The organism is Paenibacillus sp. WLX1005 (genome assembly GCF_046603685.1).
Lineage (GTDB): Bacteria > Bacillota > Bacilli > Paenibacillales > Paenibacillaceae > Saccharibacillus.
On sequence record NZ_CP176756.1, the window covers coordinates 2,097,634 to 2,110,793 of the forward strand.

Sequence of the window (13,160 nt, forward strand, 5' to 3'; positions counted from 1 at the left end):
AGCACTATGTTATTCTATGGAGGAGGTGTCTCACGATGGACATGAATCAATATTTATCCATGTTTATTGATGAGTCGAACGATCATCTGCAGTCGTTAAATGAAAAAATGCTTGAACTGGAAGGAAACCCGACAGACCTAGGAATCGTGCAAGTCATTTTCCGCTCAGCACATACGTTGAAAGGGATGGCAGCTACGATGGGATTTGAAGATCTGGCGGCGCTCACGCACCAGATGGAAAATGTACTCGATCTCGTCCGCAATGAAAAGCTGGCGATGCAAGAATTTATTTTCGATACCTTGTTCAAAGGTCTGGATGCGCTGGAATCAATGGTGCAAGATATTACACAGGGCGGCGAAGGGAAAGCTGATGTCACCGCGATTGTTGAAGCGCTACAAGCGATTGTGCGAGGAGATATTCCGGCCGCTACAACAGCCGCAGCTGCGCCCGCAGCGGCAGCAACACCGGCAAGCAGTACACCCGTAGCCATCAAAGATAGTGAAGGCATCGAATTGGATGAATTCCAGCAGTCGGTTATCGAGCAATCGATGGCTGCCGGTCATCAGGCATTGTACATGGAAATATCGATTCGTGAAGATTGTCAGCTGAAAGCGGTTCGTGCCTACATGGTATTTGATCTGCTGGAACGTTATGGCGATGTGATCAAATCTGAGCCTTCCACACAGGATATTGAACAAGACAAGTTTGAACGTAGCTTTTCACTATACTATGTGACACAAAAAGATCCTGCGGAACTGGAACCAATGGTTAGCAGCATTTCCGAGATCGAGAGCGTTAAGGTGACGCAACTGGATGTAGATTCGCTGAAACAGCTCGCCGCTTCCAAAGAAGTTCCGGCTGAGCCTCAAGCAGCACCTGCACCGGAAGCAGCAACACCGACCAGCACGCCTGCACCAGCAGCCAAAGCGGCAGCACCAGCCGCTGCTCCCAAAGCAGCAGCCAAAGCGCCTGCGCCTGCTCCATCCCGTACCATTCGCGTCGATATCGACCGTCTGGATGTACTGATGAACCTGTTCAGCGAATTGCTGATCGACCGTGTTCGTCTGGAGCAACTGGCAAGCGAAGTGAAAGTACCAGCACTGACCGATACGGTGGAACATATGGGTCGAGTTAGCAGCGATCTGCAAAATATCGTATTGAAACTACGCATGGTGCCTGTGGATACCGTATTCAACCGGTTCCCGCGTATGGTTCGTGACCTTGCTAAATCACTCGATAAAAAGCTGGATCTGATCATCACTGGTGCAGAAACGGAACTTGATCGTACCGTTATCGACGAAATCGGCGATCCGCTCGTTCACTTGTTGCGTAACTCCGTTGACCATGGTGTTGAGTCTGTGGCGGATCGTGTAGCCGCTGGCAAAGACGAAACCGGTACCGTTAAACTGAGTGCGTTCCATAGTGGGAACCACGTCTTTATCGAGATCGAAGATGATGGACACGGGATCAACCGTGACAGAGTCCTGCAAAAAGCGCTAAAAAACGGCGTCGTGTCTCAAGAGCAAGCGAATAGCATGAAGGATGAAGAAGTATACCAATTGCTGTTTGCACCAGGTTTTAGTACGGCAGAAGTGATTTCCGATATTTCCGGTCGCGGTGTTGGTCTGGATGTTGTGAAATCGAAGATCACATCGCTTGGTGGTCATGTGACTGTATCGTCCGAACTGGGCAAAGGCACCAAGTTCTCGGTACAACTGCCACTGACTCTGTCGATCATTTCCGCGATGATGATTCGCGTCGGTTCGGAAAAATATGCGATTCCGCTGACTTCAATTGTGGAAACCGGTATTATCAAAGCGAAACAGGTACGTGATCTGCATGGCAGCCAGCTGATTCCTTATCGCGATACGCATATTCCGTTACTGTCTCTGAGCCGTGTATTCGAGGTTCCAGACTTTGATGAGCGCGAAGAAGAGGAAACGGAAATCGTTGTTATCCGCAAAGGAGACAAATTGGCAGCAATCGCTGTAGAGAACTTTATTGGTCAGAACGAGATCGTACTGAAAACCCTGGGCAGCTACTTGCCTGATACACAGGGCATCTCTGGTGCGACGATTCTCGGTGACGGCCAGGTCGCTTTGATTATTGACCCGAATGCATTTATTAAATAATGCAGTCCATTTATTGAGGAGGATTTACCCATGGATGAATTGAAAGTAATCGTATTTAAACTGGCAAAAGAAGAGTACGGTATCGAAGTCGATAAAGTACAAACGATCGAGCGCATGTTGCCGATTACCCGCGTTCCCAAAACGCTGGATTTTGTAAAAGGGGTTATTAACCTTCGCGGCGTTGTTATTCCGGTTATCGATCTGCGCGGACGCTTCAATCTGCCAGGAGCCGAATATTCGGATCAAACGCGTATTATCATCGTGGAAGTGGACAAAATGCAGGTCGGCTTTATCGTCGATTCTGCTAACGATGTTGTAGATATCAAACGTAGCAGTATCGAAAAACCGCCTGAAGTGGTTGGCGGCGTAAAAGCAAGATATCTGGATGGTGTAGCAAAGCTCGACGAAGAACGGCTGCTGATCATGCTCAATCTCGCGGAAGTGCTTAACAAAACCGAGGTTGTACAACTGGAAGGTATTGAAGACTGATGGATCTCTTCAAAAAGCTTGAAGGATTCAAAATGGATGTGCTCAAAGAAGTTGGGAATATCGGGGCAGGCAATGCAGCCACTGCCCTTTCCCAGCTTCTGGACAAGCCCATCGATATGGCTGTACCGAAAGTGCAGATTTTGCCGTTTGAGCAAATTGCTAACAAAGTCGGCGGCCCAGAACAAATCGTGCTCGCCATCTTCTTCCGTGTGGAAGGGGATGCGCCGGGCAATCTGTTTTTCATTCTTACTCCGGAAGCAGGCAAAGGTTTGCTACACCGACTTGCGGGTCTAGAAGTAAGCGATGATGAGCAATTCAGCGAAATGGAGCAATCCGCACTCGCCGAAATCGGCAACATTCTGGCAGGTTCCTACCTGTCTTCACTAGCTGATTTTACACGCTTGTCGATGAGCCCTACCGTGCCTGGTCTTGCTTACGATATGGCAGGCGCTATTTTGAATTACGGACTTCTCCAGTTCGGGGAAATGGGTGACGATGCACTGCTGATCGATACTACATTCCTGGAAGGTAAAGAAGAAGTGGAAGGACAATTTTTCCTGATTCCTGATCCCGAATCATTTGAAAAGATCTTCATTTCACTAGGAGTTCCGTTGCAAGATGATTGAGGAACAACATGTCGTTAAAGTGGGTATGGCTGATCTGAATGTCGTGAAAACGGCAGGCATTATCCGTACGACGGGATTAGGTTCATGTGTGGGCCTTACCCTCTACGACAAAAACATTCAGCTGGTTGGTATGGCGCATGTCATGCTTCCGTCTTCGGAAATCGCGCGTGAAGGGCAAGTCAATATTGCCAAATACGCCGATACCGCTTTGCCGGAACTGATCAAGCGAATGCTGGGACTTGGAGCATCGAAGACACGTCTGGTTGCCAAAATGGCAGGCGGCGCGCAGATGTTTTCCTTTTCCAGCGGTGGTGATCACATGCGGATTGGTCCCCGTAATGTGGAGGCATGCAAGTTATTTCTGAAAGAGCAGCATATTCCTTTGCTTGCGGAGGACACAGGCGCCAACTACGGGCGTACGATCGAAATGGACTGTACAACCGGTCTTTTGTCGATTAGAAGTGTACAAATGGGTAAGAAGGAAATATGAGGCATGATAGGGAATATTAAAATAAACCTATGGTTCGGAATCATAGGTTTTGCGATTACCTTTTTTGCCTCTTTCGGAAATAATCCATGGACCACAAGTCTCGTTCGAGGCTGTTTCGGATTCGCTCTATGGTTTATGTTGGCATTTTTGCTGCGTTTCATTCTGGGGATTCTCGCGAGTCCCGCAGGCGCAGCCAAAAAGCCACCATCCCCAGCAGGAACTAGCGGTATGCCAGGAACGGCGGAACAGACTGTACAAGAAGATCAGGATCGTGGAAACCGCCTGGATATTACTTCTCCTGATCAGGACAATGAATTGAACAATTTGCTTACACCGAAGCCGGTAGATTCCGGAGGACAGGAAAGTTTCTCGCCTCTCGATCCGCCCAAACTGGTTTCAACCAAGCAACAAGATCCGGAGGAACTGGCCAAGGCCGTACGCCACCTAACACAAAAGTAAGGAGGGTGAAAGCAATTGAGCGAGCAAAAAGGAAGCCATTTGAACCATATCGAGTTGTGGATACAGTGGAAAGAGCATGGTAATGTGGAAGCAAAAAAACGCTTGATCGAAAACTATCTTGGCACCGTAGAATATGTATCCAGCCGCCTTGCGATCGGTCTCCCGAAAAATGTTTCCAAAGACGATTTGATGAGTAACGGGGTTATGGGTCTGATTGATGCGATTGAGAAATTTGATTATAAGCGTGGTCTGCAATTTGAAACGTATGCCTCGTGGCGGGTACGCGGAGCAATACTGGACGGATTGAGACAAGGAGATTGGGTTCCCCGCTCTGTACGTGAAAAAGCACGCAAAATCGAAGATGCTTATCAGCAGCTGGAACAGAAATATTTGCGTTCGGTATCGGATGCAGAGATTAGCGAATTCCTGGATGTAAGTGAGCGTGAGTTCCAAACCATGTTGCAGGATGTTGCCGTGATGACGATCACCTCGCTGGAAGATCCAATCCGTGAAGAGGAATCCGAAACGCGTATGTCCTTGATTGTGGATGAAAAAGCGAAAAATCCTGATCGCAGCGTGAATGATTTTGTGCTCAAGGAACTGCTGATGAAAGGGATTGAGAAACTTACCGAAAAAGAAAGAACGGTTGTGTCACTGCTTTACTATGAAGACCTTTCACTCAGTGAAATTGCGGAAGTCATGTCACTGTCTCCGTCCCGCATCTCGCAATTGCATTCCAAGGCGATTCTTCGTCTTCGGGGAGCACTGGATAAACAAAGAGGTCTGTTAATGCAGGATATGTAACGCCGTTTGTGAAAGGGGAAAAAGGCGTGACCTCTCAATTAACACTCGACGAATATGTTAAAGTAAGTTTTTCGAATGACAAGTCGGCTGCTTATCTGTCATTTACTACGTTTGATGATGAGTTTGCATGCACGGCTGAACAACTGGAGGGATTTTTGCGTACGCAGGGAATCACATATGGCATCAAGATGGAAGAGCTGATCAAGCTGGTATCGCAGCCAGAATTGTATCAAGCTGAAACCATTGAAGTGGCGCACGGTACCGCACCGGTACCGGGCACCGATGGTTACATTCATCATGCCATAGCGACAGATTCCGAGAATAGAGGACCACGGGAAGCCGAAGACGGCAGCGTGGACTATAAGGAAATTTTACGTTTGAACAATGCGCTCAAAGGACAGCTGATTGCCGAAAGGATCGATCCGCAGCCGGGCGAGCCGGGCATTGATGTATCGGGTGAACCAATCCCTTACAAACCCGGCAAGGAAGCGCGTTTCAAAGTCGGCAAAAACATCGTACTGAATCCCGAGCAAACAGCCATCTATGCTGCCATTGACGGTGTAGTATCGCGTACCGATAACGGTAAGATTAATGTGTTTCCTGTTTATGAAGTGAATGGCGATATCGATTATCATACCGGCAATATCGACTTTGTCGGTACGGTCGTCATTCGTGGTAATGTACTTTCCAACTTCCGCGTACGTGCATCGGGTGATATCCGAGTCGTTGGCGGAGTAGAAGGTGCTGAACTAGAAGCAGGTGGTTCAATTGAAATTACTGGCGGTATTATTGGGTATAACAAAGGATTAGTCAAAGCAGCTGTCAATGTTAAGACTGGGTTTATTCAGGAAGGCAACGTACATGCGGGCGAGTCAGTTATCGTTTCGCAAAGTATTATGCATTCACATATTCAAGCCGGAGAAAGTATCCGCTGTGACGGTCCCAAAGGACTCATCGTCGGCGGACAACTGCAAGCCGGAGAAATCGTCGTTGGACGTACCATCGGCAATACCGCTTTTACCGTGACTGAGATTGAGGTTGGCGTTCTGCCGGAACTGCGCAATCAGCTCGTCGTGCTGCGGAAAGAACTCAAAACACATAACGAGAACCTCGACAAAACCGAAAAAGCACTGACGTTGTTGGATCAATTGGCATCGGTCGGACAATTGGGACCAGACAAGATGGCACTTCGTATCAAATTGTCAGCTACCAAAAAGAGTCAACTGCGCGAGCGGGATGATCTCAAAGATAGTGTACTGGATATTGAACGGCGGTTGGAGGAATCGAGCAAAGCCAAAATCGAAGTCATGCATACGATTTATGGCGGTTCCAAGCTGGTCATTGGACGGTATACGAAGTATATTAAAGATACGGCACAGCGGGTAAGCTTCGTATTCCAAGACGGAGACATTACGATGGTGGCGAATCATTAATTTCAGACAAGGTGGGTGTTACCAATGGGTATGAGAGCTGTGGAATTACAAATTGCAGTACCGCGTACAAGTGAAGCTGGCAAAATTCAACAGGAACATCTGATACGTCCATCCATTGAGCAGTCGATGCTGGCTGACCGCTCCCTTGAACAAGCAGAACGCATGAGAACGCGTAGCGATGGAGTGAAGCAATCGGCAGAGGCGTCGATTCATGATGGTCATCCGGGTGAACAGCATGCCCAGCAGCAACACCACCAGCATTCGGAAGAAGAGACACAATCGGCTCCAGCCGAGCATCCATACAAAGGCAAACATATCGACCTGTCCTTTTAAAAAGACAGGTTTTGTTTGTGATATTATGACATATTGACTTAGGGTGAGCTAATTATGGGTGATTTTCCTTCATGGGTATATATCGTTTTATTGGGAGCGCTTGCCGTTGTGTACGGTATGGTGCTTCCTCGCAAAAACAAAAGCCAGCCGGAAGAAACAGTCGCAACCGCTACAGTCGAAAAGGTTGAGGACACGCTGGAGCATTATATGACGGAGATTGAAAAGGAAAATGAGGAGATTATCGATCTCGTTTCCAAAATCAAGCAGGAATCGACTGCAAAGCAAATCGCCTTACAAGAGCAGGTAAGCGAAATGCGTCAGCGTTTGATGGAATTAGAGCAACGTGCGGCTACAGCTGCCGTTCAGCCAGTACCAACAGCTGTACCTGTCGTGCCAGCTGCGATTCCTGCTCCACCGCAGGAGATGAGCGGTTTGAACCGTCAGGGCGAAGAATTGATCAAGTCAGCGGCACGTATGATGCAAGAACAGCAGCAAGCACCAATAGAGCCGGAATTGCCTCCACAAGAGCGTATTCAGGATCGTTATCCAGAGCTGTTCAAGCTGCATGACAATGGCAAGTCTGTGGATACGATTGCCAAAACGGTTGGTTTGCAGCGTGGAGAAGTGCTGCTCATCCTGCAACTTGCCAAACAGGAGGAACAATCGTGATCAAAAATCGTTCATTTATGATCGGCATCGGTGTCGGAATTATTGCAGGTGCCGTTTTGTTGCAGCTTGTTAATATTGGTAAAGGGCAGACGATGCTGAATGGCATGCAGCTGACTCCTGAACAAATTCAACAAGCAGCACAAGCGCAAAATATGCAAGTGTACAGTTCAGACGAGCAGGTATACAGTCGAGATCAATGGCAGGAACTGCAAAAGCAAGAGGCAGCCAAAAAAGCCGAAGCGCAAAAGCAGACAGAGACGACGGAACCAACAAGTACAGATCCCGAAGCACCCACTAGCCCGGAGCAGCCTGACACATCGTCTAGTAATTCGACTAGCTCTACTACCGCTCCCGAACAACCGAAGTCATCGTCAACGAGTTCGACGACGAATCCGAAGCAGCCACAGTCCTCATCAACCGCTTCGACAACGAACACAGAGCAGCCGACTTCGACATCCACCAGCTCTAATAATGCGCAATCCGAAGCAGCAACAACGCAACCTGCGAAGAGTGCTACACCGTCTACGGTACAATTTAATATCAGTAGCGGCGAGATGCTGAGTGATGTCGCATACAATCTGAAGAAGCAAGGCTTGATTGATAGCCAACGTGATTTTGTGAATCGTGCATCTCAAATGAATGCCAATAAGCATTTGCAGATTGGCGATTTTCAGATTAATGCTGGCGAAAGCTATGACAACATCATCAATGTTATTACCGGACAGCCATCCTCTTAATGTGCAATATGCACAACAGCCGAGGATGGCTGTTTTATAATATATCGTACATAGTCAGTAACAAAATATTGATGTTGCAACAGACAATATATTTATGATATATTAACTAATGGTGTTAAAACACACGCATTCCGATTTCGCGCAGAGGTGCTTTTCGTATGAGAAGTTTTGCCGGAAGATGAAGGATGCGGAGGCACACAAAAAACCAAACCATTAGGAGGAACACAAACATGGCAGTTATTTCCATGAAACAGCTTCTCGAAGCTGGCGTACATTTCGGTCACCAAACTCGTCGTTGGAACCCGAAAATGGATCGTTACATCTTCACTGAAAGAAACGGTATCTACATCATTGACCTGCAAAAAACGGTTAAAAAAGTTGACGAAGCTTACAACTTTGTAAAATCCGTTGCAGCTGACGGCGGTACAATCCTGTTCGTTGGTACAAAAAAGCAAGCTCAAGATTCCGTTAAGGAAGAAGCTGAGCGCGCTGGTCAATTCTACATCAACCAACGTTGGTTGGGTGGTACACTGACTAACTTTGAAACGATCCAAAAACGTATCAATCGTCTGAAAGAACTGGAAAAATGGGAAGAAGACGGTACTTTCGAAGTACTTCCTAAAAAAGAAGTAATCTTGCTTCGCAAAGAAAAAGATCGTCTGCAAAAATTCTTGGGCGGTATCAAAAACATGAAAGGTCTGCCTAGCGCCCTGTTCATCATCGATCCTCGTAAAGAGCGTATCGCTGTTGCAGAAGCACGCAAACTGAATATCCCAATCGTAGGTATCGTTGATACAAACTGCGATCCAGACGAAATCGACTACGTTATTCCAGGTAACGACGACGCGATCCGCGCTGTTAAACTGTTGACTGGAAAAATGGCTGATGCGGTTATCGAAGCAAACCAAGGCGAACAAACAACTGCATAATTGCCGCTTGTGCGTCGATATAGCAATACATGCTTTCTAAAAATAAAAGGGTGGTTGGTAGGTGTAAACCTTTCACTGCCCTTTTTTTAAGGTAATCGGGAATTTTATTTCCCGGTGAAATATGGTAAGCTTCTACTGGATATGGTTGAAGCGGCGGCTGTGATGCCGTCAGCGGCGTACAATTGGTAACAATCGTAGCGTTCCGCACAGGTACTTACATTAAACTTTTGACTATATGGAGGTCACACTAATGGCAGTTAACGCAAGCGCAGTAAAAGAGCTTCGTGAGAAAACAGGCGCAGGTATGCTGGATTGCAAAAAAGCGCTGGAAGAAACAAACGGCGATATCTCGAAAGCAATCGACGTACTTCGTGAAAAAGGTTTGTCGGCAGCAGCAAACAAAGCTGGTCGTGCAGCAACAGAAGGTACAGTTGAATCTTATATCCACGCTGGTGGACGTATCGGCGTACTGGTAGAAATCAACTGTGAAACTGACTTCGTTGGTAAAACAGATCAATTTAAAGACTTCGCTCGCGACATCGCTATGCAAATCGCAGCAGCAAGCCCGCTGTATGTTCGTCGTGAAGAAGTACCTGCTGAAGCGATCGAAAAAGAAAAAGAGATCCTGAAAGCACAAGCACTGAACGAAGGCAAACCAGAGAAAATCGTTGAAAAAATGGTTGAAGGCCGCATCAACAAGTACTATGAAGAGTACTGCCTAATGGAGCAATCCTTCGTTAAAGATCCAGACAAAACAATCAGCCAACTGCTGAACGAAAAAATCAGCACTATCGGCGAGAACATCTCGATCCGTCGCTTCGCTCGTTTCGAGCTGGGTGAAGGTCTGGAGAAAAAAGAAGATAACTTTGTTGAAGAAGTTATGGCACAGGTTAAACGCTAATCTTCCAAGCCGGAAGATAGACATACCGGAAAACGATTCGGAAATACAAACAAGGGAGGGGACACAACATGTGTTCCTTCTTTTGTAAAATCGTTTAATTACGGCAACCTAGAAACGGCGTACCCGGTAGCAATTGCCGGTATGATCGTGATCATAACCAAATTTACAAAGTGGAGGGTATGCATTTGAATAAGCCTGTATTTAAAAGAGTGGTCTTGAAAGTCAGTGGTGAGTCGTTGTCGGGTACGGCTGGATATGGCATTGAAGCGAGTACGATTGCTTCGATCGCAGACCAGATCAAAGAAGTTGTCGCACTGGGTGTAGAAGTTGCAGTCGTATGCGGCGGCGGTAATATCTGGCGCGGTATTGCAGGAAGCCAGGGCGGTATTGATCGTGCAACGGCTGACTATATGGGCATGCTGGCCACAGTGATGAATTCGCTGGCACTGCAAGATGCACTGGAGCAAATCGAAGTGCCTACGCGTGTACAGACTTCCATCGCAATGCAGCAGATTGCTGAGCCATACATCCGCCGGAGAGCGATCCGTCATTTGGAAAAAGGACGCGTAGTGATCTTCGCGGCAGGAACAGGCAATCCATTCTTCTCCACAGATACAACAGCAGCACTGCGTGCAGCTGAGATCGAAGCAGAAGTGATTTTGATGGCTAAAAACAAAGTGGATGGTGTGTACTCAGCGGATCCGTTCAAAGATCCAACGGCACAAAAATTCGAACAGCTTACATACCTCGAGGTGCTGAACCAGAATCTGGGCGTTATGGATTCAACTGCATCTTCGCTGTGTATGGATAACAATATTCCATTGATTGTATTTGCAATTACCGAACAGGGCAATATTAAGCGCGTTGTACTGGGCGAAAAAATCGGAACTACTGTTAAAGGGAGTGTAGACTAATGCCTCAAGGAATTAAGAAAAGCGCCGAAGAACGCATGCAAAAAGCGATCCAAGCACTGGGTCGCGATTTGTCGACACTACGTGCAGGACGTGCAACACCTTCCATTTTGGATCGTGTACAGGTGGAATACTACGGAGCACTGACACCGGTAAACCAGCTGGCAAACATTACAACACCAGATCCGCGCACATTGATCATTCAGCCATGGGACAAAACATCGCTGGGCGATATTGAGCGCTCGATCATGAAATCGGATCTCGGTCTGACACCAGCGAACGACGGTAACATCATTCGCCTGTCCATTCCGGCACTGACAGAAGAACGCCGCGCCGAGTTGGTCAAACTGACCAAAAAATTCGGTGAGGAATCGAAAGTAGCGATCCGTAATATTCGCCGTGATGCGAATGACGATATCAAAAAACTTGAAAAAACAGATATCTCTGAAGATGAATCGCGTGGTCATCAGGAAGATGTACAAAAACTGACCGACCGTTTCATCAAGGAAGTCGACAACGTACTTGCTGCGAAAGAAAAAGAGATTATGGAAGTGTAAGAGACTTGCGACCCCTCCGAACGGTGGGGTTTGTCTCTTTTCACACTGTATGGAGGAAAAGTGATGTTCAAGCGTGTTCGCTCGTGGTTGGATAAAGACGAACAACAGCATACCAGCGAGCTCTCGCCGGATAATGTTCCCCATCATATCGCCGTTATTATGGACGGAAATGGTCGTTGGGCGAAAAGTCACGGTATGCCTCGTGTCATCGGACACCAGAACGGCATGAAAGCCGTTAAACGGGCCACTATGGCCGCCGACGAACTTGGAGTTAAATATTTGACGATGTATGCCTTTTCTACGGAAAACTGGAAAAGACCGAAAGACGAAGTGGATTTTCTAATGAAGCTGCCTGCTGAATTTGTAGCAACCGAGCTGGATGAGTTGGTTGAACGCAATGTACAGGTACGCCTGATGGGTGATAAAAGTATTCTCCCTTCCTATACGCTAGAACCGCTGGAAAAAGCGATGCGTGATACGGAACACAATACCGGTCTTGTACTGACATTTGCCTTGAATTATGGCAGTCGAATCGAGATTACCGAAGGCGTCAAGCAGATGGTGAATGCTGTGCAGGAGGGCAAGCTGTCTGTCGATGACATTACACCGGATACATTCGGTCAAGTACTGCAATCATCCGGGTTGCCTGATCCCGATCTGTTGATTCGTACAAGCGGAGAGCTGCGTCTTAGCAACTTTATGCTGTGGCAGCTAGCTTACAGTGAATTGTGGTTTACACCGATTTACTGGCCGGAATTTGGCAAAGAACATATGATCGAAGCAGTAGCGGAATATCAGCGCAGAATACGCAGATATGGCGGGCTGTAAGCCGTACTAACGGCGATACCCCTGTTGTTTCGGATGGAGGATAAATTGTGAAAGAGCGGATAATCACTGGTATCATAGCCGCAATCGTATATCTGGGACTTTGTCTCTTTGGAGGGTATGCGTATCAAACCCTTTTATTGGTGATGGCGCTTGTCGGATTTTATGAATTTGCAACGATGACAAAGGCGGCTCCATTTGGAGCACCGGCGGTGATCGGTTACATTAGTGTCGCATATATGCTGTTTCCCTGGACACTAATGAATCTGACACCGCCATTGTCGGTTGATCATATGATATGGATCGTCATGCTGTTGCTGCTGTCGATTACGGTGATTACCAAAAACCAGCAGGACATCAAGCTGATGGCATTGCTGTTTATCGGTGCATTTTATATCGGTACTGGGTTTTCCTATATTGCCGAGACGAGGCAAGCACCGGACGGTCACGGTTTGTTCTGGACCTTTATGCTGCTTTGTTCCATCTGGGCTAGCGATATCGGAGCGTATTTTACAGGGAAGACGCTTGGCAAAAATAAACTCTGGCCTTCGATTAGTCCTAATAAGACGATAGAGGGTGCTGTAGGCGGTATCTTTTTTGCTATGCTGGCAGCGATCGCTTTCTCGATCATCTCGCCGACGTTATTTCATATTGGCAATGCGTTGTTGATCGGTCTGGCGGCAGCGGTTGTTGGGCAAATGGGCGATTTGATTCAATCTGCGTATAAGCGTGTGTATGGCATCAAGGATTCGGGCAAAATCTTGCCGGGGCATGGCGGTATTTTGGATCGCTGTGATAGTTGGCTGATGGTTTTTCCGTTTGTGCATATTTTGATGCTTATGCCGTTCTGATCATTTGTAACAAT

16 protein-coding genes are annotated in these 13,160 nt (G+C 47.3%); all 16 read left to right on the forward strand.

The window, feature by feature from the left end:
* The first annotated feature begins 35 nt into the window (after positions 1–35).
* The 16 genes from ACE3MZ_RS09150 (at position 36) to ACE3MZ_RS09225 (ending at position 13,146) form a co-directional block, all read left to right on the forward strand.
* Positions 36–2,132, forward strand: coding sequence for a chemotaxis protein CheW (locus ACE3MZ_RS09150; protein ID WP_411346127.1), 2,097 nt, complete (start codon positions 36–38; stop codon positions 2,130–2,132).
* Positions 2,133–2,162: 30 nt separating this feature from the next.
* Entirely contained in the window at positions 2,163–2,621 is a 459-nt protein-coding gene (locus tag ACE3MZ_RS09155) for a chemotaxis protein CheW (RefSeq protein WP_411346128.1), read from the forward strand.
* Positions 2,621–3,247, forward strand: a complete 627-nt coding sequence (locus ACE3MZ_RS09160; protein WP_411346129.1) for a chemotaxis protein CheC — start codon at positions 2,621–2,623, stop codon at positions 3,245–3,247. The genes ACE3MZ_RS09155 and ACE3MZ_RS09160 overlap by 1 nt, the downstream gene beginning before the upstream one ends.
* Positions 3,240–3,737 (forward strand): chemotaxis protein CheD, encoded by a 498-nt coding sequence (locus ACE3MZ_RS09165; RefSeq protein ID WP_411346130.1) that lies wholly within the window; start codon positions 3,240–3,242, stop codon positions 3,735–3,737. The genes ACE3MZ_RS09160 and ACE3MZ_RS09165 overlap by 8 nt, the downstream gene beginning before the upstream one ends.
* 3 nt (positions 3,738–3,740) lie before the next feature.
* A complete protein-coding gene (locus ACE3MZ_RS09170; RefSeq protein WP_411346131.1) occupies positions 3,741–4,196 on the forward strand; it encodes a hypothetical protein in 456 nt (151 codons plus the stop codon).
* A gap of 15 nt (positions 4,197–4,211) precedes the next feature.
* Positions 4,212–5,000: a FliA/WhiG family RNA polymerase sigma factor gene (locus ACE3MZ_RS09175; protein WP_411346132.1), complete on the forward strand. Its 789-nt coding sequence runs from the start codon at positions 4,212–4,214 to the stop codon at positions 4,998–5,000.
* A 26-nt stretch (positions 5,001–5,026) separates the two neighbouring features.
* Positions 5,027–6,433 carry a DUF342 domain-containing protein gene (locus ACE3MZ_RS09180; RefSeq protein WP_411346133.1) on the forward strand — a complete coding sequence of 469 codons (1,407 nt, stop codon included), beginning with the start codon at positions 5,027–5,029 and terminating at the stop codon, positions 6,431–6,433.
* A 24-nt stretch (positions 6,434–6,457) separates the two neighbouring features.
* The gene (locus tag ACE3MZ_RS09185) at positions 6,458–6,766 is read left to right on the forward strand and encodes a hypothetical protein (protein ID WP_411346134.1); all 309 of its coding nucleotides are present in this window, start codon (positions 6,458–6,460) and stop codon (positions 6,764–6,766) included.
* Between the two features lie 54 nt (positions 6,767–6,820).
* Positions 6,821–7,435, forward strand: a complete 615-nt coding sequence (locus ACE3MZ_RS09190) for a hypothetical protein (protein ID WP_411346135.1) — start codon at positions 6,821–6,823, stop codon at positions 7,433–7,435.
* On the forward strand, positions 7,432–8,172 hold the full coding sequence (locus ACE3MZ_RS09195; RefSeq protein WP_411346136.1) for a hypothetical protein: 741 nt from the start codon (positions 7,432–7,434) through the stop codon (positions 8,170–8,172). Before ACE3MZ_RS09190 ends, ACE3MZ_RS09195 begins: the two co-directional genes overlap by 4 nt.
* A gap of 230 nt (positions 8,173–8,402) precedes the next feature.
* Positions 8,403–9,101, forward strand: a complete 699-nt coding sequence (rpsB, locus tag ACE3MZ_RS09200; RefSeq protein WP_411346137.1) for a 30S ribosomal protein S2 — start codon at positions 8,403–8,405, stop codon at positions 9,099–9,101.
* A gap of 250 nt (positions 9,102–9,351) precedes the next feature.
* On the forward strand, positions 9,352–10,002 hold the full coding sequence (gene tsf, locus ACE3MZ_RS09205; protein WP_367056499.1) for a translation elongation factor Ts: 651 nt from the start codon (positions 9,352–9,354) through the stop codon (positions 10,000–10,002).
* Positions 10,003–10,187: 185 nt separating this feature from the next.
* Entirely contained in the window at positions 10,188–10,916 is a 729-nt protein-coding gene (pyrH, locus tag ACE3MZ_RS09210) for a UMP kinase (RefSeq protein WP_411346138.1), read from the forward strand.
* A complete protein-coding gene (gene frr / locus ACE3MZ_RS09215) occupies positions 10,916–11,470 on the forward strand; it encodes a ribosome recycling factor (protein WP_411346139.1) in 555 nt (184 codons plus the stop codon). Before pyrH ends, frr begins: the two co-directional genes overlap by 1 nt.
* Positions 11,471–11,533: 63 nt before the next feature.
* Positions 11,534–12,298 (forward strand): isoprenyl transferase, encoded by a 765-nt coding sequence (locus ACE3MZ_RS09220; protein WP_411346140.1) that lies wholly within the window; start codon positions 11,534–11,536, stop codon positions 12,296–12,298.
* Between the two features lie 47 nt (positions 12,299–12,345).
* Positions 12,346–13,146: a phosphatidate cytidylyltransferase gene (locus ACE3MZ_RS09225; RefSeq protein ID WP_411346141.1), complete on the forward strand. Its 801-nt coding sequence runs from the start codon at positions 12,346–12,348 to the stop codon at positions 13,144–13,146.
* The last annotated feature ends 14 nt before the right edge of the window (positions 13,147–13,160 follow it).